This is a genomic window from Phycisphaerales bacterium, from assembly GCA_016716475.1.
GTDB lineage: Bacteria > Planctomycetota > Phycisphaerae > UBA1845 > Fen-1342 > JADJWG01.
In genome coordinates this window covers 1311106-1333981 of record JADJWG010000002.1, presented here as the reverse complement: position 1 = coordinate 1333981, position 22876 = coordinate 1311106, and the positions used below count along the sequence as shown (strand labels likewise).

The 22876-nt window shown below is 64.6% G+C and carries 18 protein-coding genes; 5 read left to right on the top strand and 13 right to left on the bottom strand.

Annotated elements, in window-relative coordinates; genetic code table 11:
- Window positions 1–78 precede the first annotated feature (78 nt).
- Both IPM18_13170 and IPM18_13165 read left to right on the top strand, forming a co-directional pair.
- Entirely contained in the window at window positions 79–825 is a 747-nt protein-coding gene (locus IPM18_13170) for a glycosyltransferase family 2 protein (GenBank protein ID MBK9120530.1), read from the top strand.
- A complete protein-coding gene (locus tag IPM18_13165) occupies window positions 801–2378 on the top strand; it encodes a hypothetical protein (GenBank protein MBK9120529.1) in 1578 nt (525 codons plus the stop codon). Before IPM18_13170 ends, IPM18_13165 begins: the two co-directional genes overlap by 25 nt.
- On the opposite strand, the gene IPM18_13160 is transcribed toward IPM18_13165, so the two are convergent.
- The 9 genes from IPM18_13160 to IPM18_13120 all read right to left on the bottom strand — a co-directional run bounded on the left by IPM18_13160 (window position 2364) and on the right by IPM18_13120 (window position 9769).
- A complete protein-coding gene (locus IPM18_13160; protein MBK9120528.1) occupies window positions 2364–3545 on the bottom strand; it encodes a glycosyltransferase family 4 protein in 1182 nt (393 codons plus the stop codon). The two genes, IPM18_13165 and IPM18_13160, sit on opposite strands and share 15 nt — an antisense overlap.
- Complete coding sequence (locus IPM18_13155; GenBank protein ID MBK9120527.1) at window positions 3542–4411, bottom strand: hypothetical protein; 870 nt, start codon at window positions 4409–4411, stop codon at window positions 3542–3544. Before IPM18_13155 ends, IPM18_13160 begins: the two co-directional genes overlap by 4 nt.
- Entirely contained in the window at window positions 4408–5337 is a 930-nt protein-coding gene (locus IPM18_13150; protein MBK9120526.1) for a hypothetical protein, read from the bottom strand. Before IPM18_13150 ends, IPM18_13155 begins: the two co-directional genes overlap by 4 nt.
- Window positions 5334–6443, bottom strand: a complete 1110-nt coding sequence (gene waaF / locus IPM18_13145) for a lipopolysaccharide heptosyltransferase II (protein MBK9120525.1) — start codon at window positions 6441–6443, stop codon at window positions 5334–5336. The genes IPM18_13150 and waaF overlap by 4 nt, the downstream gene beginning before the upstream one ends.
- A 60-nt stretch (window positions 6444–6503) precedes the next feature.
- Window positions 6504–7103: a TlyA family rRNA (cytidine-2'-O)-methyltransferase gene (locus tag IPM18_13140; protein MBK9120524.1), complete on the bottom strand. Its 600-nt coding sequence runs from the start codon at window positions 7101–7103 to the stop codon at window positions 6504–6506.
- A 35-nt stretch (window positions 7104–7138) separates the two neighbouring features.
- Window positions 7139–7690 (bottom strand): hypothetical protein, encoded by a 552-nt coding sequence (locus IPM18_13135; protein MBK9120523.1) that lies wholly within the window; start codon window positions 7688–7690, stop codon window positions 7139–7141.
- A gap of 158 nt (window positions 7691–7848) precedes the next feature.
- A complete protein-coding gene (locus IPM18_13130) occupies window positions 7849–8268 on the bottom strand; it encodes a DUF3060 domain-containing protein (GenBank protein ID MBK9120522.1) in 420 nt (139 codons plus the stop codon).
- A gap of 82 nt (window positions 8269–8350) precedes the next feature.
- Window positions 8351–9019 (bottom strand): hypothetical protein, encoded by a 669-nt coding sequence (locus tag IPM18_13125; protein MBK9120521.1) that lies wholly within the window; start codon window positions 9017–9019, stop codon window positions 8351–8353.
- Between the two features lie 48 nt (window positions 9020–9067).
- Window positions 9068–9769: a hypothetical protein gene (locus IPM18_13120; protein ID MBK9120520.1), complete on the bottom strand. Its 702-nt coding sequence runs from the start codon at window positions 9767–9769 to the stop codon at window positions 9068–9070.
- A 263-nt stretch (window positions 9770–10032) separates the two neighbouring features.
- Between IPM18_13120 and IPM18_13115 the strand changes: the two genes are divergently transcribed.
- Window positions 10033–10518, top strand: a complete 486-nt coding sequence (locus IPM18_13115) for a bacterioferritin (GenBank protein MBK9120519.1) — start codon at window positions 10033–10035, stop codon at window positions 10516–10518.
- 124 nt (window positions 10519–10642) lie between these two features.
- On the opposite strand, the gene IPM18_13110 is transcribed toward IPM18_13115, so the two are convergent.
- The 4 genes from IPM18_13110 to IPM18_13095 form a co-directional block, all read right to left on the bottom strand.
- On the bottom strand, window positions 10643–12298 hold the full coding sequence (locus IPM18_13110; protein ID MBK9120518.1) for a hypothetical protein: 1656 nt from the start codon (window positions 12296–12298) through the stop codon (window positions 10643–10645).
- Between the two features lie 163 nt (window positions 12299–12461).
- Entirely contained in the window at window positions 12462–15689 is a 3228-nt protein-coding gene (locus tag IPM18_13105) for a hypothetical protein (GenBank protein ID MBK9120517.1), read from the bottom strand.
- Window positions 15690–16019: 330 nt separating this feature from the next.
- Window positions 16020–16910, bottom strand: a complete 891-nt coding sequence (gene lpxI / locus IPM18_13100; protein ID MBK9120516.1) for a UDP-2,3-diacylglucosamine diphosphatase LpxI — start codon at window positions 16908–16910, stop codon at window positions 16020–16022.
- Between the two features lie 46 nt (window positions 16911–16956).
- Entirely contained in the window at window positions 16957–18150 is a 1194-nt protein-coding gene (locus tag IPM18_13095; GenBank protein ID MBK9120515.1) for a hypothetical protein, read from the bottom strand.
- Window positions 18151–18418: 268 nt separating this feature from the next.
- Here IPM18_13095 and IPM18_13090 point away from each other — a divergent pair, with 268 nt between their 5' ends.
- Together IPM18_13090 and IPM18_13085 are read left to right on the top strand one after the other, a co-directional pair.
- Window positions 18419–19174 (top strand): SIMPL domain-containing protein, encoded by a 756-nt coding sequence (locus IPM18_13090; GenBank protein ID MBK9120514.1) that lies wholly within the window; start codon window positions 18419–18421, stop codon window positions 19172–19174.
- Between the two features lie 387 nt (window positions 19175–19561).
- Window positions 19562–22537 (top strand): adenosylcobalamin-dependent ribonucleoside-diphosphate reductase, encoded by a 2976-nt coding sequence (locus IPM18_13085; protein MBK9120513.1) that lies wholly within the window; start codon window positions 19562–19564, stop codon window positions 22535–22537.
- The last annotated feature ends 339 nt before the right edge of the window (window positions 22538–22876 follow it).

The following is a 22876-nucleotide window of genomic DNA, read 5'->3' as shown; positions in this document are numbered from 1 at the left end:
GACGTGGCCGGCGCAAGTAGCGGCGTCGGGCACTGACCGGAGGGGCGGAGCGTCGCGCCGGCGACGACGGAGAGCGGCATGTCGTTTTTGATCGCGATGCCGGTATATAACGAGGAACGTTACCTGCCCGGGGTGTTACGCGCCGTGCGGCGGCAAGGGCATGACCTGCTCGTCATCGATGACGGTTCGACGGATCAAACGCCGGAATTGTTGCGTCAAGAGGGTGGGATTGAGGTGATCCGGCATCCGGAGAATCGTGGTTACGGCCAGAGTGTGATCGACGCTTTCCGATTCGCGCGGGAACGGCGTTATGATTGGGTCATCACCATGGACTGCGACGAGCAGCATGAGCCGGAGTGGATTCCGGAGTTCGTCGCCGCGGCCCGGGCCGGCAAGGCGGACATCTTCAGCGGTTCGCGCTACCTGCACCCGGGGGCCGGCGACGTAGCGCCGCCTGACCGGCAGCGGATCAACTTCACCATCAACGATTTGCTTGAGCAGATACTGGGTCTGCACCTGACGGACTCCTTCTGCGGCTTCAAGGCCCATCGCACCGCGGCGTTGCAGCGGCTGGCACTCGACGAACCCGGGTACGCGTTCCCTTTGCAATTCTGGGTGCAGTGCGTGCGGGCCGAGTTACGCATTCGTGAGCTGCCCGTGCGGCGAATCTACCGCGATGCCAGCCGCGAATTCGGCGGGACGCTGGACGATCCGGCCGCCCGCCTGCAGCACTACCTCTCCGTGTTCGTGCGTGAACTGCAGCGCGAGACTCCTACCCCACAACCGTGTACGCTGGCTGCATGTCGTCGCCCCCGGCACGCCTGATGATCGACCGCACACGCCTGCGGACGCCGCCGGAGCACCTGGGATTGCTCTGCGAACCGGCGCCGGCGCACCTGCGGGCTTCATTGCAGGCGGCGCCCGGGGCTTTCCCGGATGCACCGCTGCTGGACTCCCGGCTTGCGCAGGTGCGGGCCGACCTGCGGCGTGCCCTCGCCCTCCCGGAGTCCCGTCCGATCGTTGCGACCGGGCACCAGGCCGAGTTCTTTCACGCCGGTGTTTTCGCGAAGACGGTCGCGGCCCACGCGCTCGCGGAACGGGCGGGCGGCACCGCGGTGTTTGTGACTGTCGATGCCGACCTCCCGAAGACGCAGCGCCTGGTCCTGCCGGAGACGACTCCGCACGGGCTGCGCCGAGTCGACGTGCTCATCCCCGGGTGTGAGCCGCTGCTCCCCTACGAATCCCAGCCGCGGATCCCGCGCAGTGACTGGCTCCAGTTCTTCGCGACGCTCGCAAGTCTGCACGAATTCCGTGATCGAGCCCTGCTCGACACCTTCGCCCGCGCGTTTCTGACGATCGACGATCCGAATCCCGTGTATTGCGCAGCGCTCGCGCGCGGCCATGCGGCCGTCGCCGGCGCGCTCGGACTCAGCGGTATCGTTGATCTGCGTCTTTCGCACCTGGCCTCCACCGCGGCCTTTCGTGCCTACGTAGCCACGTTCCTACTGGCGCCGCAGCGGACAGCGGAAGCGTACAACGCGGCCCAGCACGCGTACCGCGCGACCCACGGCGTACGTGCCACCGGTCGCCCGGTCCCACCGCTGCTCGTGCGAGGTGACACGGTCGAACTGCCGTTCTGGGTGCTGCGCCCCGACGAGCCGAGGCGGCGCCTCTTTGTCCGCACCGTCGGCGACCAAGTTGAGCTGGCAACGGACAACCGCGTGCTCGGGGCCATGCCGCGTGCGGCCCTGGCCGAGTATGCCAATCACGTGCAACCGTGGCCGCTCGAGCGCGCGGGCGGCTGGCACCTGCGGCCGCGAGCCCTGACGCTCTCGGGCTTCCTGCGGCTGGTGCTCGCGGACGCATTCATCCACGGCATCGGCGGGGCGAAGTATGACGAGATGACGGAGGGGTTCCTCGCAGCATGCTTCGGTGTGTCTCTCGCGCCCCTTGGCTGCGTGAGTGCCACGGTGCATCTGCCTCTCCCTCAGGAGGGTGTCACCGAGGCCCATGTCCGGGCAGCCCGGCACCGCAGCCGCGATCTGCGATTCAATCCGCAGCGTCATGTGCGCGGCATTCCGGACCGGCTGCAACGGCAGCGCTCCGAACTCGTGCGCCAGTCCCATGAGCTACGCGCCCATCAGCGCCGTAACGCGGAGGCCCGCCGGCTCGTGTTCCTGGAACTGCGCCGGCTCAACACGCGCATGCTGGAACATGATCCGTGGCGTGCGGCGGAGTACGACGAGTACGTGGCGGCCCTGGAAGCGCGACTCCGTATCGACAGCATTGCCCGCGATCGTGAGTACTTCTATGCGCTCCATGTGCAGGAAACGCTCGCAGTCCTGGTGGCCCGCATCCGCGCATTATTCCTCAATTGATCGCGCCACCGGGTGTGGCCGGCTCCGCACGATTCGCTCATACAGGGCGATCAACTCGCGTGCATGGCGGGTCATGGATAAGTCCCGCTGGTAGTGCGGCGCTGCGTCACGCGCACCGGCGCGCATCTCCGGCCTCAACACATCGGTCAGTGCGGCGGCGAGGGCCAACCTGTCCGCGGGTGTGGCCACGATGCGACCGGTCGCTGGCGTGAGCGCTTCGGCCGCACCGTTGAACTGCGTGGTCACCGTCGGCAGGCCGTAGCACAAAGCTTCAAGCACGGTGCGACTGCACGGGTCGTACCAGGTGGGCTGTACGAGCGCATCCGTGGCCGCGTACCACGTGCGCATCGGTGTCGTGGTGCCCACGAAGCGCACACGGTCGGCGATGCCCAGCGCGACCGCGCGGCGGCGGTAGACGACCGGGTCGTCGCGGCCGGCGACCAGGAGATAACCCGGCGCATGGGGCAGGGCGGCGAGCAGTTCCCCCAGGCCTTTCAATTTGAAATTGTGTGCCGCGAACAGCAGCAGGGGGGTGTCGTCTTCGAGTTGTAGCTCGGCGCGCGCCGTGCGCCGCAGGCGCCCCCGCTCCTGCGGCTCGGGCGGGGTGCAATCCACCCCATTGAAAACAACGGTGACATGTTCGGGTGGAAATTCACGCCCGTTGAGGATCTGCCTCCGCACGTACTCCGACAGTGCCGCCACGTGCACCCGCGTCCTACGGCCCGCGAGCAGCAGCTCCTCGATTCGCCAGTAGAAGCGCTGGCTCATGTTGAACCGGCGGCCCAGGTGTTTGACCGCACGCCACAGCGCCGGCCGCACCGGCGCCAGGGTCCGCGTCACGGTTTCTGCGTAGGTGCCGCCGCGCGGCTGGTAGACATCGGCGCGCAGTGACGGCGTTACGGCATGAACGATCTCGAACGGTGTGGCGCGACAGGCCGCACTCACGGCCTGTAGGAACCGGAAGGCCCGCCCCAGGCGCGTTCGCGCCGTGACGGGCAGCGGCCAGTAGCGCACGTTGTCGGAAAGGAACGGTCCGGTCTCGGACCCCATGTACAGCACCGTGACATGCAGCCCGGCGGCAGCCAGCGCCCGCGCCATCTCCACGGTGGAAGTTTCGGCCCCGCCGCGCTGTGGATCGACGTGCTGCTGTACGATGGCGACTCTCATGACGCCCCCGACGGCACTTGGCGCGCCGCGCGTCGCGCGATGCGCCGCAGGAGGTGATCGCTGCGGCGGACGATCTTCCGTGCGTGCCACTGGATGCGCGGAGCGCCTGGCTCTAACCCGAGATAGACCGTCAGGAAACGCAGCCGGTCCGCCCGGCTGGCGCCACACTCACGGGCGGAGGCGTCGAGCTGCGAAAGGTCCTTCAGCAGCCAGCGCATGCGCCGCACGCGTGGACGCAAGATGCGCGCCAGGTCCAGCAGGGCAAAACGTGGAGGCCTGCGGCCGGATGAGTCCAGTTCGGCAAAGATGTGGCAAAGGTACAGGTCCCGGTGTCGAGCGCCGGTCTGGTGAAAAGCCGAGAGGAAGCGAGCCAATCGCCGCACCAGGTCAAGCCGCGGCGCGCCGCGGGTCACTGCGGCCCCCATGGCCGTCAAGCGCTGCCACGCCCGGTCGAGGGCTTCACCCGGTAAGGCCTCAAAGAGTGCCACGCTGCGCTGCTCGCGCCAGCCCAGCATGTCCTCCGCTACGCCGATTGCCTTCACCGCTGCGACGTACTGTGTCTCGAGCTGCGCCGACTCGGTGTATTCCCACCAGGCGCGACTATGGGCAGGGTGCTGGCGTAGAATACGGTCCACGTCCGCTCGCAGTGGCGTACGGGTATATCGTTTGACGTACAGCACGGTCCGGCCGTCCGGCAGCCGCCACCGCCAGCGTTCACGCCCGCCCAGCCCGGGCTTCGTCAACGGCTCCCAAGTACCGGCCGGATCGCCCTCCATGGGAGCTGCGACCAGCAGCCGCTGTAGGTCATCCGGACCACCAGGCAGACGCGCTGCCCAGTCCTGGCGCAACAGCACGAGTCGGCTCACTGCGTGGGCTCCGCATGCGGGGGCGGGGAGACCGCACCGAGTTCAGCGGCCAGTCGCAGGTTCCATTGCTCGAACAACGCACTCAGCCGGATGCGGCGCTCCTCGTGCTTGCGCCACTGCTCTGCCAATCTTTCGATCTGCTCGATCTGTCCCTTCAGTGTTTCCGGCGATACCGATTCACGCAGATACCGGCGGAGGAAACGCAGGCGTTCCGTCCGGTGTGTGAAGCGCAGCGCGGAAACCGCAACCTGCGCAAGTTCCCGAATCCACCAGGTCACCCCTGGCGTACCCAGGCGCTCCCACGGCCGCAACGGTTGGGCATCAAGGAAAAAGAACTCCGGTGAACCGGACGGACTTGGCCGGACCATGATGTTGCGGAAGAAGAGGTTCCCGTGCGAGCAGCCCGTCGCGTGCATGTCTGCGAGCGCATCGGCGAGCGCATCGATCCATGTGTGTCGCTGGGTTGGTGTCAGCGTGCGGGTCCCCCGTGCGATGTCGAGCGCATAGCTGGTCAGGTTCTGCGCCCCGGGCACCTCCTCCGTAATGAGAAAGCAAGCCGTCAGAAAGTGTGCCACCCGCCGCTCACCATACGCGACCGCCCGCACGGCCGGCACTCCCACGTTGCGCATTGCGTTCAGCGCGAGGTATTCGGCCTGCCCGCGCTGCATGCCGAAAAAGGTCCCGCGCAGCGCTCCGCGGAACCGCTTGCGCCACGATCGAAAAAAATGACGTTTCACATAGAAGCCGGGCTCCTGCGGGCCCGCACCCGGGACGTACAGCGTATCCGTGGAGCGGCTCCACGCAGCCACACGCCCATCGATCCGCTGTAGCACCCGCTCGACGGTGTCCAGACCACACCTCCGCAGCGGCTCGCGGTAGGCCGGATCCATGCGAATGTGTTCCGTAAACAGCATGCCTGTGCTCACCCGAGGAATCGTTCGGCGGGCGCGTCAGGCACCTCCGCCAGGATCGCACGGCGCCGTCGATCCAGCAATGTCTGCGCAGCGTGCAATGCCTGTGCAACCGTCACCTCGTGCATGCACTGCAGATCAAGTGGGCACTGACGCAGTTGGCACGGACCACACGGTACGGGGGCTTGCAGCTTCAGTTCATCGGCGTAGTCCGTGTCCGTCCACGCCTGGTGGGTCGGACCGAAGATCGTCACCGTGGGGACTCCGAATGCGTTGCCGTAGTGGCGTGGGCCGGTGTCGTTGCAGACCAACAACGCCGCATCCCGGATCAGAACCTTGAGACTCCCCAGTGTCGTCCCGGGCTGCAGGGCACAGGTGAGTTCTCTTTTCGCGTGCGCGGCGATTGCCTGCATGAGCGGGGCCTCGCCCGGCGCTCCGGTCACGATACAGCGCAACCGGTGGCTTCCGTACAGTTCATCCGCGACAGCCGCAAACCGCTCCGGAAGCCAGCACTTTGCGCTGCCGAAGGCCGCACCCGGATTGAGCACGGCATACTGACCGGGTTGCAGTCCATAATGTCGTTGCAACGCCTGCCCGGCCTGTTCCTGCCCGGGCGTAACGACCAGCCGCAACCGCCGGTCCACCAGGGGCACGCCCAGCACTTCCGCCAACCGCCCGTAGTACGGCACGAGTGGGGTTGGCGTGTACTCTCCCTCGGACCTCAGCACGGGCAGACGGTCGGTTAGCAGCGGTCCCCGGCCGTCGCGGGCGTACCCGATCCTCCGCGGGATGTCTGCCCACCATGTCAGCAGGGCCGACCGTAACGAATTGGTCAGCAGCAGGGCCGCGTCAAAGCGTGCGGCACGCAGCCGACTTGCGAGCGCGAACTGCCGCGCCTCGCGCCGGAAACCCCCGCCCGTCGGCCATGTCAGGGCCTCGTCATGCCACCCGCCTCCCGCGAACACTTCCTCCACGTAGGGGCGGTGCAGAAAGGCGATGTGGGTCCCGGGCAGCCGGGTGCGCAGCGCGGCCAGCACGGGTGTCGCCATTACGACGTCGCCGACCCAATTGGGGAGTATCAACAGTAACCGGCGCGGCTCCTGCGCCACAGTTCTCTTCATACGGCACAAGTCTAACCGATGGCGACAAGCGTGGCACCGAGTGGAGTCACGCCTCGATGTTCATGGGGCGCCCGCTGTCGGACGTAAGGTGACTGTATCGAAAAGGTGCCAGAGAAACTCGCGATTCCCACCGTGACCACGCAGGGGACTCTCGATTTCGGCGCGGACTTCGAAACCGATGCGAGCCACCTCCCCCCGGCACTCCACCAGCACCTCCGCCAACCGGTCTTCGGCGACAACCCCACCGGGTCGAGCCGCGGGGGCCGCCTCGTACTGCGGTTTGACCAGCACGATTGCGCCCCCGGGTGCCTCTGGCCGCAGCGCCCGCCGCAACAGCGGCAGGATGAGCCGCAGGGCGGTCCAACCCACGTCGACGGTAACCAGGTCGGCCTGTTCCGGTGGCACGAAGCGCAGCGCATTGGTGCGTTCATGCACGACGACCCGCGGATCACGGCGGAGGGCGTAGTCGAGAATTCCGTACCCAGGGTCCACGGCATGCACGCGAGCTGCGCCGTGCTTCAGCAGGCAGTCCACGAATCCCCCGACATGACTACCAAGGTCGATGGCCGTCCAGCCGTGCGGGTCGATGCGGAAGGCGCGCAGGGCGGCTGCCAGCTTGACTCCTCCGCGCGAAACGTACTGCGGTTCCGATGCGGTCATACGGACGCTGGCCCCAGTCAGGCCCGGGGGGGCCGCTACGGCAGCGGCGCCCAGACCCCATTGGCCGAACGCTCAAACCGGTTCACGGTCGAACGGGGGAGCCATTCAAAGGGCTGCCCGTCGAGCATGAGGGCGATGGACCGTTGCGGGGCAAAGTCGAGTTCGTCGCGGTGGATTTCCAGTCGCTCGACATTGCGTGTGTCAATGACCAGGCGATTGCCGCGCTCGATGCGGGCAGTCAACTCGGCGGGGCGCTCGGCATCGAACTGCTTGAGGATCGTCACGTACTTGGGGGGCGGCTCGGAGGGCGCCCGCTCGGGCTGTGTCGTGGCCGGTTGCGTCGCTGCGGGCTGCGTCGTAATGGGTTGCGTCGTGAAGGGTGTGTCGGACTGGGAGGCGTCGCGCGTGGCGGTCCGGTCGGTCCCGGGTTCGGCCTGTGCAGTGGAACGTTCGGCCGGACGGGTTTGCGGTCCTTCCCGGGCGGGTGGGGGCGCATCGCACGCGGTCAGCAGCAGTGCGCCGACAGTCAGGGCAGCGCCCCATGCTGACGGGAAGGTGCTGCGTCGGTGGCGTGTGGCCGATTCCAACCATCGCTCCCTGTGTTCTTGGCGGCATTCATACACGACAGTTCCTCCCCTCGCGTACTGCGAGGGTGGCATGGTTCAGTGGATCCGCGTGCACGGATCGTCCGCCGACCCAATCCATGGTACCCGCCGTCTCAAGCATGGTTGCACCGCACTCCGGCCTAGGAGTGTGGATCACCGGTTTCGACGGGTGGGGGTGGGGGCTCAGCCGGTATATCCTCGATCGGACTGAGCGGCGGTGGTGTCGGCACGGGTTTGCGTATCAGACGGTTGTGAATGCCGAGATAGTTGTACTCGAAGCGTTCGCCGTCGGGGTATTCCACAACGTTGTCGCGGCCGGCGATCTCGAGCTTACGGATCGTCGCGCCGTTCTCGATCGTGACCCGGTTGGCATCGCCAAGGATCGACAGCTTGCTGACCTCCGAGCCCCGCAGCAGAGTGACTTCGTTGGCGTTGCCCCACACTCCGACCTCATCCTGAAACGTACGCTCATATTGCCCAGCATGGCCACGCAGGCCGGTGTGCGCGCAGCCCGTCAAACACAGCACCGTCGCAGTGCCGGCTACGATGATTCGCAGCATACCTCGGTCTCCCGAACAGGATTGCGTCAGTCGTCCGACCCGTAAGATAGGCACACGGCGGGCGGCTGGCCAGACCCGCGGCTCACTCCGCCAGTGGGAACGGTTGTAACTCGTCGAGGAGCAGTTGCCCCACCTCGCCGAGCGGCAACGACACAAGCAGGGGGGCGCACAGCAGCAGTGCAATGCACACCACCGCGAGCCAGATCGCGAGATGATCCCCGGGGGTCCACTCCCGCGGGTGAAAGCGATACACGGGCGCCGCCGGCAGATCATCCACACGGTCAGCCATTCCACGCTTGCGCCAGGCAAGTGCGGCCCGCCCTACCTGCGCGGCGTCATCCAGCGAGAGCAGCGCACCACGGAGTATGCGGATCCACCCGGCCGCCCGTGGCGTGGCGCGCACCCCCAGCCGGGCCACGCCTCCCAGTCCGGCCGCGCCAAGAACCACCTCCATGTACACCGCGAGCACAAACGAGAAGAGGATCAGCGCCAAGTCGAGCTTCAGTTCCCACACGACGCGCGCCGCGAGCGCGCCGGGACCGAGCAGTCTTTGCCGCAGTACCTCCAGGAGTAGGTGCAGACTCACTACGGCGACCAGCCAGAACAAGCTGATCCAAACGGAAAGCACCACGGCCAGGCCCACGTAGCCCACGATGAAGAGCCAGCGGTCATCGTGCTCACGCACCCATGCGTGCACCGCCTCCCGCCGCGGGGTCCGCTCCGCTGCGGGTGACGATCCGGGTGCCCTCATCCTGCTGCTTTCGCCACAGCCCGATGCGTGGGCTGGTGATCATGACGGCTAGCGCGCATCACGCTTGGCCTGATTGCGTCGTCCACGCGCGGCGATGTGTCCCTGCACCTTCTTCTGCCCGCTGCGCTTCTGTGTGTCCTGCACGCGAAACGCGGCCGAGTCCTCGCTCTGTGCGCGGCGTGCCGTGGCACGGGGCAGCTTCCGGGCGGCTTTCTTGCGGGGCGCGGCGGGTGGTAGCGCACTGCCCTTGAGCGTGGGCTTCTTGCGACTCCGGCGGGGAGGTGCCTTGGTCGGCCGCGCAGCGGCTGGCGTCGCCGGAACGTCATCCGCACGGGTCGGTACGGCTGGATCCTCGCGGCGCTCGGTTTTGCGTTCCTGCTTGGCGGCCTTCCGTGCAGACTTCGTGGCCTGGCGTTCTTGCTTGGGTGTCGGTGTGGCGGAGCCGGCCTCGACACGTTCGAGCTGTGCCTGGAAGCGGGTGAGCACTTCGTCGAAGAGTTGTGCTTTCAGCGCCGTGTTGGCGTTGGTCCGTGCTGGGCGCGCGGACCGCGGGGACTGCTTCCCGCGGGCTTCGCGGCGCTGACCGGCGGCCAGGTCGCGGTATTTGTCGCGCAACTTGCGGGCCCGGGTTACCTTGCTGCGCAAGCGGCTGGCCGATAACAGATTCCGCTGCGCGGGCGTGCTGGCGAGCACCAGTTCCAGTTCGGACTTCGAGCACAGGGCGCGGGCGCGCGTCATGGTCACAGTCATGTGTGGCTCCCATCGTACATAGGTGATTGGCAGCACGCCTCGTGACGCACCGCGCGATCGGCTCACCGGTAACTGTAGCGGCGAGTCGCCTGTGGGCAAGGGAGCGACCGTACCGGCGGTGGGGTCATGGCCCTGCCGTTGACGTTGTGGCGGCCAAGTCGTAGGTTGACGCTTCGTAGTTCGCGCATCAGACAGGCGCGGGTGCCGGGCCGGGTGTGGCAATGTAGCGCTGTCCGGGAAGTGGCCGCAGCGAAGGAGTTGTGATGGACACCCAGAAGAGCATCGAGTTGCTGAATGAGGCCGTGGCCGATGAATTGCAGGCGGTGCATCAGTACATGTACTGGCACTTTCATCTCGACGACCAGGGCTTCAATCCGCTGGCGGCGCTGCTGAAGCGCATCGCAGTCATCGAGATGGGGCATGTCGAGAAGCTGGCCGAGCGTATCCTCTTCCTCAAGGGCGACGTCAAGATGGCCCTGGCAGGCCCGGTGGAAGCAATCACCGAGCCGGCGGATATTCTCGCGCGGGCGGCAGCCATGGAACAGCAGTCAGCGCAGGACTACAACAAGGCCGCGCTGGCTTGCAGCGCGAATGCGGACGCGGTATCGAAGCAGATCTTCGAAGCCCTCGTGGCGGATGAGGAGGGGCACTTCGACACGTTTGACAAGCAACTCGACAACATCAAGCGCTTCGGGTTGAACTACCTTGCGCTACAGTCTTTTGAGAGTGGTCCGCCCGCGGCGGAGTAGCGCGGCGCCGGGCTTGTGCGCAGTACGCAGGTGCGACCGGTTTACCCCGGTTGGCCTGCGCGCTGCGCGGCGGTCCCTCCGCGTGCGGCGTTGAGATCAGGAGACCGGTGCAGCCACGCTCACTTTAGAGCACCCCGGTACAGGCCTGTTGCAGCACGGCGAAGTCTTCCAGGTCGATGTCGAAATCGCCTACCGCTTCGAAGGCCTCCTGGCACTCGTCGGTCATGGCCAGACCCGCCTGCGGTGCATCCGGGCCCGTCAGGCATTCCGCGAACAGCAGGAAGTCGTCCCCGTCGATATCTCCATCGAGGTCGCGATCGCCCAATGCGCGTGTCGGCCACGCGGCCCACGCGAGATTGTCAAAGATCAACGTGTCGGCAAACGGTAGCAACGCGTTGTTGCTGATCGTGACTCTCTGGATGCAAGGATAAGGGGCCTCGACTCCAAAGAACGTTTCCGCATTCTGTCCGGTCGGATCCGGTTCCCAGACCTGCGCCACTTGCAAGCGTTGCGCCAGCGGTTCGCCGTAGACATCGTATGCGGTCACCGTAAAGCTGTGCTCCGGCCCTTCCACACCACATGCCATGAATCCACCGACACGTCGCTGCAGACTGTCGAAGGTGAAGGTCACTGGAGCGGCCGGGTTGGCGAGCGTGTTCTGAAAGCGGATGTAGACGTGCGACCCGTCGGGCTGATACGAGCCGTCGTACCCGGTCAAGTTCTGCACGAGATTGGGATCGCCTTCGGGGCGCACCCCGGTCAACTCGTCGTAGTTTCCACCCTCCGCGCCGCTGAACCAGACGCCTTGCGGGTCGTACTCATCTGTGATCTTGGTTCCCGGCGGGAACTCCTCAAACCCGATCTCCCGATCCGGGCTACCCAGCCAAGCCGCGAATCCATTCTGCAGCTCACCGAACGTGGACCACAACCCGCCGCCCGTCTCATCGAACCACGCGGCCGGTTGTGGTGCCTGCACCCGGATGCCGCGGAAGTGGCCCCGCACTTCGCCCTGCTCCAACGTGTCGAAGGGAGACCCGGATGGGGTCCGAGCAGCCAGCGCCGTTACACTCGGCCAGTAGTAGTCCGCCGGCGTGAGGCCGTCGTACGCGATCCAGACATTCAGGAAAGCAATCCCGCTGGTGGGCTCGGCCCGTGCATTGGCGAACACCGGCACTTGCACCGCGCGCCCACCTTCGATGAGTAACGCCGGCCCGAGGATTAAATCGCCCGGCACCGTCGGCATCGCGATGGGGGGTTCGGCGAACACGAAATGTTCGGGCAGGCGCAGGGTGACCGCGCTTCCGTCCAGGAACCAGGCGGTCTCGCCCGTCTCGACGACCAAGCTCGCCGAATTCTGTGAAACTACGATCAACTGCGCACCGCTCACCCCCGGTAAACCCACCATGTGATCGGATACCGAAGCCGTCACATGCTGGTTACCCGTTCCCGTCAGACCGACAAACCGACCGCCTTGGGTGCCGCCGTTATTGAAGACTACGCGTACGCGCAGGTGGCCGGGTTGCTTACCATGTCCTGGTCCCCAGCGGATGATCCGCCCCGAGGCGTTGCCGGAAGAGTTCGTAGTGCCGCTGGATACGGTGCGCCAGGAGCGGCACCGATAGCACAACTGCACCTTGTAGCCGGTGGAGGCCGGCCCATTCCGAACCTTGTAACTGTCCCAGAACCAGCCGGGATCGTAATCAACGGTCGCGTGGGCGCTCATCGCACCCAGAAGCATGAGCGAGCCGACCGCCAGGACTACAAGACAACTCGGTTTCATCAGTCGTCCTCACATCCCCCGCAAGGTGCTGCGAATCTGTGCCGGCTGGCTTCACATAGGCCGGATGGCTACGCCACATCCCGCTACGGCTCCGTGTGCCGCTTGCTCGTACGGTCGCACGGAGCCGTAATCCGCTGCTTCGTTCCCGCTCCGAACCCCGCCACTAGGGTGTCGTACAAGGTGGCGGTGGGTTCTTGATCGCTGCAATGAACGGTGAGATGTCCTCGAACGCCACGATGCCATTCCCGGTGAAGTCACCGTTCAGATAGGCACAAACCCCTGCGGCCGGGTTGTATGGCCACGTCTGTGGTGGGGCGGCCCATTTAATCGCCGCGATAAACAGCGAAATGTCGCCGAAATTGACGACGGTGTCGCAGTTCAGATCGCCCAGGCAGACACATAGTTGCGGTGTGCATTGCGAACCCGGACCGAACCAGGTGCCACCCAGCGCTACGCAGAGCGGACGTGGAACTTGCGTGCAGAACCCTGCGTAGCAACAGGCCCCGATCGGCTGCGGACAAATGGTCTGGGAGCATTGGGTCCCCGGTCCCATCGGCTGGCCGTTCTGCTGCTGGCACTGGTAGGGCGGTACATCGAGGCAGGTCCCGTCCGGCAGGCAGCAGGCCTCCGGCAACTCGCACACATCATCGACTCCGTTGCCGTTCGAGTCGCCCAGGCACACCTGCCCCGGCACCGGCCGACCCCCCATCATCATGCACTGCGCCGGCCCCACCAGCACGCAGGAACCGTCCGGCAAGCAGCAGGCCGACTCCGGTTCACCGACGCAGGTGATCGTCAGCACACCCGGTCCGAAGGGCGGCAGTGGTGACGGCGCCGTGGTCCCGCCGATCTCGATCAGGTACTGGTGACCGGCGTTGACCGGGATGACGCACTGGGATTGCAGGCCGCAGGAGTTGTCGTCGCAGCACATCATCATGGACAGCGGCAGGTAGCAGGCACAGTCGTGGTAGACCGCCAGCTTGGTGTCGTAGCTGCTGCCGCAAAGACTGATAGTGGCCGTTCCGGTGCAGGTCGCCGTATAGCAGTACCAGATGTTCTTCACCATCTGGCAGTGGTTCGGCCCATCGAGCGTCGCCCAGGTCGTATCGAAGAAAGAGCCAGCCGTCTCGCCGATCGGGATCCACTGCGGACAGTTGTCGTTTGGCGGCGGCTGCGGACAGGCGACGAGCATGCAGTTGGTACCCGGCCCCATGGGTCTGCCGCCCTGCTGCATGCACAACGAAGGCAACACGTCGACACAGGAGCCGTTCGGCAGGCAGCAGGCCTCCGGCTGCGGACAAATGGTCTGGGAGCATTGGGTCCCCGGTCCCATCGGCTGGCCGTTCTGCTGCTGGCACTGGTAGGGCGGTACATCGAGGCAGGTCCCGTCCGGCAGGCAGCAGGCCTCCGGCAACTCGCACACATCATCGACTCCGTTGCCGTTCGAGTCGCCCAGGCACACCTGCCCCGGCACCGGCCGACCCCCCATCATCATGCACTGCGCCGGCCCCACCAGCACGCAGGAACCGTCCGGCAAGCAGCAGGCCGACTCCGGTTCACCGACGCAGGTGATCGTCAGCACACCCGGTCCGAAGGGCGGCAGTGGTGACGGCGCCGTGGTCCCGCCGATCTCGATCAGGTACTGGTGACCGGCGTTGACCGGGATGACGCACTGGGATTGCAGGCCGCAGGAGTTGTCGTCGCAGCACATCATCATGGACAGCGGCAGGTAGCAGGCACAGTCGTGGTAGACCGCCAGCTTGGTGTCGTAGCTGCTGCCGCAAAGACTGATAGTGGCCGTTCCGGTGCAGGTCGCCGTATAGCAGTACCAGATGTTCTTCACCATCTGGCAGTGGTTCGGCCCATCGAGCGTCGCCCAGGTCGTATCGAAGAAAGAGCCAGCCGTCTCGCCGATCGGGATCCATTGTGGACAGTTGTCGTTTGGCGGTGGCTGCGGACAGGCGACGAGCATGCAGTTGGTACCCGGCCCCATGGGTCTGCCGCCCTGCTGCATGCACAGCGATGGCAACACGTCGACACAGGAGCCGTTCGGCAGGCAGCAGGCCTCCGGCTGCGGACAAATGGTCTGGGAGCATTGGGTCCCCGGTCCCATCGGCTGGCCGTTCTGCTGCTGGCACTGGTAGGGCGGTACATCGAGGCAGGTCCCGTCCGGCAGGCAGCAGGCCTCCGGCAACTCGCACGCATCATCGACTCCGTTGCCGTTCGAGTCGCCCAGGCACGGCCCACCGACGGGGTTTCCGCCCATCGAGATGCATTGCATGGAGATCGCCATCAGGCAGTAACCCTCAGGCATGCAACAAGCCATGGGTGTGAGACAGATCGTGTTGGCGCAGACGGTGCCCGGGCCTTGCGGATCGCCACCCAACTGCAAGCACTGAAATCTGGACACATCGACGCAGGTGCCATCGGGCAGGCAGCAGGCCTCCCGCAGTTCCGCCCCGTGAATCTCGAAGAACCAGCGCTCCTCGAACGAGCCGCTGTTGTTCCGGAAACGCACCCACTGCCGAGCCAGCAGAAAACCGCCCGGCTCAATCGGTGTCGGAATCTGCGGTCGCAAAGCGCCGGGCATGAGCGCATTCAGAATCACCTCGATGTGCGAGTGCCCTGGCATGGGTAGCGGCTCAAGCGGGGAGATCGGCGCCCCCGACGGATGCACGATTGGCACCCAGGGATACTGCTCCTGGGGACCACCCGCGTACAACTCATGGAATGGAGGAGTTGTGCCCGGGGGCAGCGGCAGTACGTCCATACGCAGAAGTTCAATCTGCATAGGAGGCGGGGGCCACATCGGTGCCGGGCCCGGCGGCGGCGGTGGTGGCGGGTGCGGTGCAAGCGGGGTCAACCCATTACCGATCTTCAGCACCTGGATCGCCTGCTGGTCCTGTACGTCGAAGCCCAGCAGCGGGACGAAGCCCATGTTGAGCAGTTGCGGTCCCAGAATGCCGACCGGAATCCCGTCACGCGTCCACCAGCCGAAGGCGTGAATGATCACGTTCGCATCGCCAACATCGAGCAGCAGCCCCAAACGCAACACGGTGCAGTAAGGGAGGTAGCCGATCCCCGGCGGCCGGGCCCACTGCGCGCTGATCATCCACCAGCAGTTGTCAGGGTCGGGGGACAACTTGAGCGCTTGGAATGAAAACAGTGCCGGATCGAATGGCCCCGGGAGGTGATCAACGAGCAAGAGGTTGGGATTTTGCGTGCAGACGATCGCCACTAGGTGGAAGTCATTCGGCCAGAAGGCCGGATCGAGGATGTCCTGGTGGATCTCAAAAGTAATGCCCACCTCGACGGCCTGGACCGGTGGGCACCAACTGATTAGCAGCGCAGCCGCCAGCGCGACCACGCACCCCTTCGTACGCAGTTCCATCACATGTCCTCCTGGAGCGCCGGTCCGCGCACTTCTACCGGTCCTGGATGGAGTTGTCGCAAGTGCCACAGCGGCAGGACGTGTGACCCATGCAGGTCTAGAAGCACGTTCGACCGGTAGGCGTGCTGTCGAGTGGCTCAGGGCCGACAAGAAATGAGCGAAGGTCCCGACACCGCTGCCGCGCGCCGAACTACATCCAGTAGAAGTATTGCACGCGCATACAGTCGGTGTCCACCACATTCGTAGAGAGGCAGTCGTGCTCGCCGTAACCGTTTCAATGCCGCAGCGCAGCTCTGCGAAGTTGAAACCGTTGCGCCACGGAGCTGGTCTTTAGCGCTGGGCCAGTGTTGTGGTAAGTGGTTCGTTGCCCCGACCGATGACAGTGATGCGATACTTCGCAGCGAGCTCTAGCAGCTTCTCACGTTCCAGTACGATCGTGCGACCCGCTTCGATGACGAGACCGGCGGCACGGTGATGGTGGAGATTCTCGAGGGTCTGCGGGCCTACGGTCGGCACGTCGAAGCGCATGTCCTGATCCGGCTTGGCGAGCTTGACGAGTGTCCAGCCGCCGGCCAGACAGAGTTGACCCGCGCGCGCGATAAGTTGGTCTGTGCCCTCAATGGCTTCGACGGCAATGATCTCGCGCTCCTTCACGGCGACGGATTGACCGATGTCGTACGCGCCGATGGCACGGGCAATCGGCCATGCAAACTCGGCATCCGTGAGCACACCGCGCGGTGGGGGGAACGGGGTGAGCACGCCGGCGGTAGCGAGTGCTTCGGGGCAGTAGCGGGTGGAGTCAATCAAGGTTAGACCTCGTCGGCTGAGTTCGTCCGCCACGGCGCCGAGCAGCGAATCGTTGCGCTTGTCGCGTACGTGTCGATACCAGAGGCGGATGCTGGTCAGGTCGGGTACGTACCGCAGCCATTGCAGCCAACGTGGACCAGCGAACATGTCGGCCTTGCGCACACGGCCGACCATGACGATCTCGCGGCACCCAGCCCGGCGGAAGACGCGGATCCAGCGGCCGAGCTGGACGACCCCTCGCCAGCAGAACCGATCGACCAGCTCCCGTAGAGCGGGGTCGGCCGAGCCGCGAATGGCCACTGCGCAGACGCGCCGGCCGGCGGCGCGGGCATTTCGGGCCACCAGGCGCGGTAGCTCACCCTCCCCGGCAATCAGGCCGAGCGGAGCGGTATCGGGATGGAGCGCGGGCGGCATGGCGGCATGATACCGCACGCTGTGCCGCCCGCGGATACCACCGCAACTACGCCGGCCGGCGGTAGCCCTGTTTCTCCGCGTCGGAGTCGGTCGCCGGCTTCACGTCCGGCAGCGGCTTACCGCGCTCGTCGTAGGCATTGAAGTTGTACAGGTACTCCCACCAGTTGTTCACACGGCCATCTTCGTTGACGCCGGGCGCTTTCGGCAGGTGTGACCACCACCAGATCTGGAAATTGCGATGGTAGTCCGGGTTGCCGTTGCGATTCTTGTGCGGCGCGGCCCATTCTTCGCGGTTGAACTTTCGGCTGCGACCCTGCAGGTCGGGGAAGTGCTTCCAGTCGTCGGCCGTGCTCTCGACATAGCGCTCATTGGCGTAGTCGTAGTCCTTTTCGCCGTTGGGGGGGTAGTGGCAGGTGCCGACGGCGGCAGTGCCGGACTGGTGCTCGTTGGCCGCGAACTTGGCCCAGTTGTTGGTGAGTTGGTCGACCTTCCAGCCGCCGTAGATCCGCGACATGGTCGATTCGGCCCGGTGGGTCATGTTGTGGATCATCTCGGCGACGCCGCGTTCATAGTTGAAGCCCGCAATGACAAAGCGGCGATTGCTCAGCACTTCCGTGAATGCTTTGCCGTTGATCCAGAAAGCGTCCTTGCCGGCCATGCAGGTTTCGTAATAACCGAAGTAGGGGGCGCCGAACATCCATACTTCGTCGATCTCGCCGGATTCCACGCGGCGAACAATGTCGAACTCTTTGATCATGTGCGGATAATCGAGACCGTCGGGACGGTGCCACGCATCCGCCCGGCCGGTACCGGCCCGCAAGCCCTGCATGTACGCCTCAGGCGTGTAGGTGTACCCATCCACCTTCTTCTGGAAGCGGCGAACGGTGAGCCACTCGACGATCTCATACTGGAGCAATCCGCCACTGGCGTCACACATGTCCTGGATGTAGCCCGCGGTGAGCGGGAGCGGATCGTTCCACCCGCCGAGCTCCTGGATGGACTTCGGCTTGGCGTCGGCATCGTCCGGGGAGTGGAGATTCCCAGGTATGAATGGGTTGAAGTAGAGCGCCAGCACCTTCACACGCAGCGGCTTCTGGCCGTGGGGCGTCTCGGAGGGTGCCTTGATCTTGGGTACCTGGTCCGCGGGGAGCTTCTCAATGTCGCTGTTGGCCATACCGACAGCCGGAAGCGTAAGAGCGCAGATGATGACGGCGACGAGCGGGTGGGAGAACTTCTTCATGACTGCGAAACTCCTAGGGGATTCAATGCGCGCGGAAACAAGATCGCGACGGGGCGATACGTAACCCCAGTGCGTGCATTACGTTGAAGCGGTTCATTTGCAGTGTGAATTATAACAGGATTTCTGGATCGGGCGGGTGTTCGCTCTGGCAATTTGAGCCGGGAACCTTCCCGGGCGCTTGCGCGTCCAAGTCTGGGGTGCACAGCACGGGTTCGCCCGAAGCACGGCCTTGTTGCGTGCGATGTGCCTGCTGCCCCGGGAGCAAGCCATGGGTGTACCTCAAGAACGCTGGGTCGCAGGACTGATGCTAAGCACACTTGCATTACTGGTCGGCTGCACCGCGCCCGGTACAACCCAATCAGGCGCGGTAGTACCCGCCAATCCGCGCACCATTGCAGTGCGAGGTGAAGGTGTGGTGCGGGTGCCACCTCAGGCGTTTCAACTCGTCGCGGCGGTATGGGCGCGCGATATGGAGGTCGACAAGGCCGTTCGTCGGGTGGTCGATGCCGGGCGCGAAATCAGCGCCGCGGTGCAGACCTATCCGATCGACCGGGGTCGTACGCGTATCGACGCGTTCACGGTGGCGCCCGAACATGACCGTGAAGGTACATTCCTTGGTTACGATGCGAGCCAGTCCACCGTTGTAATCATGGCGGATACGAGCCAGGCGCAGAAACTGACCGCCGCTGTGCTCAAGGCCGGCGCCAACCGTGTATCGATCGACTTCGTAACGCACGAGAATCGGCAGGAACTTGTTGAACGGGCGAAACTGGAAGCCGTCCGCGATGCGCGGCGGCAGGCCGAGCGGATGGCCGCGGAACTAGGCGTGCGGCTGGGGCGGCCGCTCAAGATCGGGAATCCGGACTGGTATGGGTCGGGCCAGGGAGGCGGGCTGTTCGGGCAGGGGCAGAACCAGGATGCCGTTGATGAGCATCACGATTCCGACGAACTCGAAATCGAGTGGCTCGGACCAGAGTCGATCGAGATCCATGCGAGTGTGCTGGTGATTTTCGAGATGGAGTAGGGGGCGGGCCAGACGGTTGGCCGGTGGTCGTTTTACGACATCTACACGGGGAATTTTCTTGCAATTCGGTTCTATGTTCTATTATAGTTAGGTATTCTGAGGTGGCCAGACTGCGTCTGATCACGGACTCAACTACTACCAATAGGGATTGCGGGTAGCGATTATCCCACAGGTGGTAAGCCAATATGCATGATAGGGTTACGACGAAACTGCTGAGTGCCGCGTTTTTCTTTGACGCCTACTACATCTTGGGCTATACTTCGGATTGCCCCTCAAAATGTGGGTGGTGCCAGTGAGGGGCACCGTGGTTGGTAGCTCCGGCACCAGCGCCCGCCACATCTGATTGGACGTTATCACATAGATCCCCCCTCGAATGGGAGACCACGGATGCCCCTTTCGACGTCTGCGCCGTTGAACCTCATGGATGAGCCCGTCCTGACCGAGAACGCCCGGAAGGTTCTGGAAGCACGCTACCTGAAGAAGAACGAGCAGGGCGAATGCATTGAAAAGCCCGCAGAGTTGTTCCGCCGCGTGGCTCGCACCATTGCTGCGGTGGAGCTGCGCTACGGCGGGAACGAGCTGCAGCGCCAGGCCTGGGAGGACCGCTTCTACCGGCTGATGGTGAGCGGTGCTTATATGCCTAACTCCCCGACGTTGATGAACGCCGGCCGGGAAATGGGCATGCTTTCAGCGTGCTTTGTGCTGCCGGTCCGCGATTCGATCAATGACATCTTCGACAGCATCAAGCACACGGCTCTCATACAGAAAGCTGGCGGTGGAACCGGTTTCGCCTTCGATGAGTTGCGCCCCACGGGTGACTTCATTCAGTCGAGCGGTGGAACGACCAGCGGCCCGATCACGTTTTGGAAGGCTTTCAGCGAAGCGACCAATGCGATTCAGCAGGGTGCCTTCCGCCGGGGCGCCAACATGGGGATGATGTACATTCATCACCCCGATATCCTGAAATTCCTGCACGCCAAGCAGAATCTCGACAGCTTCACCAACTACAACATTTCCGTGAAGGTCACGGATGCGTGGATGGAGGAGTTTCTCGCCGATCCGGATTCACCCCACGTCGTTCGCAATCCGCGCACCGGCAAAGCCGCGGTCCTGCGGCGTGATCTCGAAATCTGGAAGTACGATGTTCGCGACCTGGCGGTCATCGATGGTGTCGAACCGACAGCCCATGGTAGCCGTGAATCGTATTACACTACCCCGCGACTCACGGGTGAGATTCCCGCGGAGCTGCGCGGCCGTGTGTACACCAAGCGCGATATCTGGAACATCATTGTTGCCAATGCGTGGCAGACGGGTGAGCCGGGGGTCGTGTTCATCGACCGGATCAACGAGTTCAACCCGACACCGCACGTAGGCCGGATTGAGGCGACGAATCCGTGTGGCGAGCAGCCGCTGCTGCCCTACGAGGCGTGCAATCTCGGCAGCGTGAACCTCGGTCTTTTCGTGCGAAACGATTGCACGCCGGAGGCGGAGGTGGATTGGGAGGGGCTGCGCGGCGTGATTCACGAGTCGACGCGCTTTCTCGATAACGTCATCGATGCGAACAACTACCCGCTGCCCGAGATCGACGCGGTCTGCAAGGCCAACCGCAAGATCGGTCTTGGGGTGATGGGTTTTGCCGATGCGCTCTACAAGCTGGGAGTGCCCTACAACAGCCCCGAAGGCGTACAGTGGGGCGAACGCTTCATGCAGTTCCTCAACGATGAAGCACACGCATGCAGCGAACTGTTGGCGCGGGAGCGGGGCTCGTTCCCGAACTGGGAAGGCAGCCGCTGGCAGACTGTGCACAACCGTCCGATGCGTAACGCCGCGGTAACCACGGTGGCGCCCACCGGTACGATCAGCATCCTGGCGAACTGCTCCGGTGGGATCGAGCCGATGTTCTCGCTGGCCTTCATCCGCAACGTGCTGCGCGGGCAGAAGCAGGGCGAGCGGCCGCTGGTCGAGGTCAACGAGCTCTTCCGCACCGTGGCCAAAGAGCGCGGCTTCTACACGGACGACCTGATGGAGCAGCTCGCCCGTGAGGGGACTCTCGCCCACCTCGATGGCATTCCGGAGGATGTGCGGCGCGTGTTCGTCTGTGCACACGACATTACGCCGGAATGGCACATGCAGATGCAGGCCGGGTTCCAGCGGCATTGCGATGCGTCGATCAGCAAGACGATCAACTTTCCCAACGCCGCCACACGCGACGAAGTGGAGCAGATCTACTCACTGGCCTATACCCTGCGGTGCAAGGGCGTGACCGTCTATCGTGACGGCTGCCGTTCGTTCCAGCCGATGGCCCTGAAGAAAGACGAGCCCAAGGCCCAGACCGCCCCCGCCCCCGCAGCGTTGCCGGCGGCCGCACCCGAAGCCGTTCCGGTGGCCAACCGCGTGATCGAGCCGCTCGACCTGCCGGAGATCGTCAGTGGTCTGCGTATCCGGCAGATGACACCCTTTGGTAACATGCATGTGAAGATCACCGTTGACCCGCGGCGCAATCGCGAGTTGGAGGTTTTCTCCCAGCTCGGTAAAGGTGGCGACGTCGCCAACAGCGACCTTGAAGCCATCTGCCGGATGATCTCGCTCTGGCTGCGGTCCGGAGGCACGCTCAAGCACGTCATCAAGCAGCTCGAAGGCATCGGTTCCTCGCTGCAAATTCCGACGCGCACCGGCCGCATCATGTCGCTCGGCGACGGCCTCGCCTGTGCTCTGAAGAAGTACATGCGCGCCAAAGAACGCTTCGGTCTGCGAAGTCTGCTGCTCGGGGAGATCGACCTGAGTGTGCTGGATCAGCCCGCTGCTCCTCCTGGCGCAACCGTGGATCGGGCCAATGGGAATGGCGGGCATGGCCCCGAGCCGATCCATGGACCGGCCGTGGTCGCCGCCAGCCAGGCGGCCGAGAGTGTAACCAAGGTTGCCGCGGCGGAAGTCCGGGCGCGCCGGGCCTCATCCGAAGCGCTACCCCGTGAGGCGCGTACCACTGGCAGTGCCAGCACGATGCGGTTGTCTGCGACCGTCGGCGGTGCTGTGTCTGGCCCGCGGGACGACGGCGCTGTGGCGCTTGCCGAGCCCGAGGACGGCGTCGACGAGTTCGTGGATGTCGTTGAGATTGCGACCGTCGACGATGCCGCGGAAACGCAGGTGGTTGCCCAGATTTCCGTGGCGGGCGGACTGCTTTCGGTTGCGGAGAAGCGGGCGCTGCTCGCGGCCGAGGTGGCAAAAGTGACGAATGGCGTGACGCACCGGCACGATGCGGCGACACACTACAAGCTGAGCTGCCCGGAGTGCGCGAGCGTGCTGATGCTGCAGGAAGGATGCCGGAAGTGCTCGAATCCGAGCTGTGGCTGGGCGGCGTGCTGAGGCGCGGCTGAATGTTGGCCACGACTGGCAAACGCCCGCTTAAGTAAGTTGGTCAGGTCAGAACGTGTACCGGCCTGTCTCCGCAACGAAATGCGGGGACAGGCCGATTTCGCTTCAGCCGCGTCAGGTTCCGTTACGCGAAGGCAAACAGTCCGCCGAAGAGGGCGGTGAGCAACAGGATCAGGAATCCGTAGAACATAGAGCGCCTCCTTACGGGTGTGCCACCGACCCCAAGGCCGGCAGCGTAGTTCCAGAGATAATATCGGCAGTGCGGCCTTCTCACCTGACACCTGCGGCAGGAGAAATCGGTGCTTTCCTCAGCCGTCAAGATCGATAGGT

Bases quoted from the DNA above. Each gene is read 5' to 3' on its own strand.
- IPM18_13170 (MBK9120530.1), top strand. From the start codon at position 79: ATGTCGTTTTTGATCGCGATGCCGGTATATAACGAGGAACGTTACCTG.
- IPM18_13165 (MBK9120529.1), top strand. From the start codon at position 801: ATGTCGTCGCCCCCGGCACGCCTGATGATCGACCGCACACGCCTGCGG.
- IPM18_13160 (MBK9120528.1), bottom strand. From the start codon at position 3,545: ATGAGAGTCGCCATCGTACAGCAGCACGTCGATCCACAGCGCGGCGGG.
- waaF (MBK9120525.1), bottom strand. From the start codon at position 6,443: ATGAAGAGAACTGTGGCGCAGGAGCCGCGCCGGTTACTGTTGATACTC.
- IPM18_13140 (MBK9120524.1), bottom strand. From the start codon at position 7,103: ATGACCGCATCGGAACCGCAGTACGTTTCGCGCGGAGGAGTCAAGCTG.
- IPM18_13130 (MBK9120522.1), bottom strand. From the start codon at position 8,268: ATGCTGCGAATCATCGTAGCCGGCACTGCGACGGTGCTGTGTTTGACG.
- IPM18_13125 (MBK9120521.1), bottom strand. From the start codon at position 9,019: ATGAGGGCACCCGGATCGTCACCCGCAGCGGAGCGGACCCCGCGGCGG.
- IPM18_13120 (MBK9120520.1), bottom strand. From the start codon at position 9,769: ATGACTGTGACCATGACGCGCGCCCGCGCCCTGTGCTCGAAGTCCGAA.
- IPM18_13115 (MBK9120519.1), top strand. From the start codon at position 10,033: ATGGACACCCAGAAGAGCATCGAGTTGCTGAATGAGGCCGTGGCCGAT.
- IPM18_13110 (MBK9120518.1), bottom strand. From the start codon at position 12,298: ATGAAACCGAGTTGTCTTGTAGTCCTGGCGGTCGGCTCGCTCATGCTT.
- IPM18_13105 (MBK9120517.1), bottom strand. From the start codon at position 15,689: ATGGAACTGCGTACGAAGGGGTGCGTGGTCGCGCTGGCGGCTGCGCTG.
- lpxI (MBK9120516.1), bottom strand. From the start codon at position 16,910: ATGCCGCCCGCGCTCCATCCCGATACCGCTCCGCTCGGCCTGATTGCC.
- IPM18_13095 (MBK9120515.1), bottom strand. From the start codon at position 18,150: ATGAAGAAGTTCTCCCACCCGCTCGTCGCCGTCATCATCTGCGCTCTT.
- IPM18_13090 (MBK9120514.1), top strand. From the start codon at position 18,419: ATGGGTGTACCTCAAGAACGCTGGGTCGCAGGACTGATGCTAAGCACA.
- IPM18_13085 (MBK9120513.1), top strand. From the start codon at position 19,562: ATGCCCCTTTCGACGTCTGCGCCGTTGAACCTCATGGATGAGCCCGTC.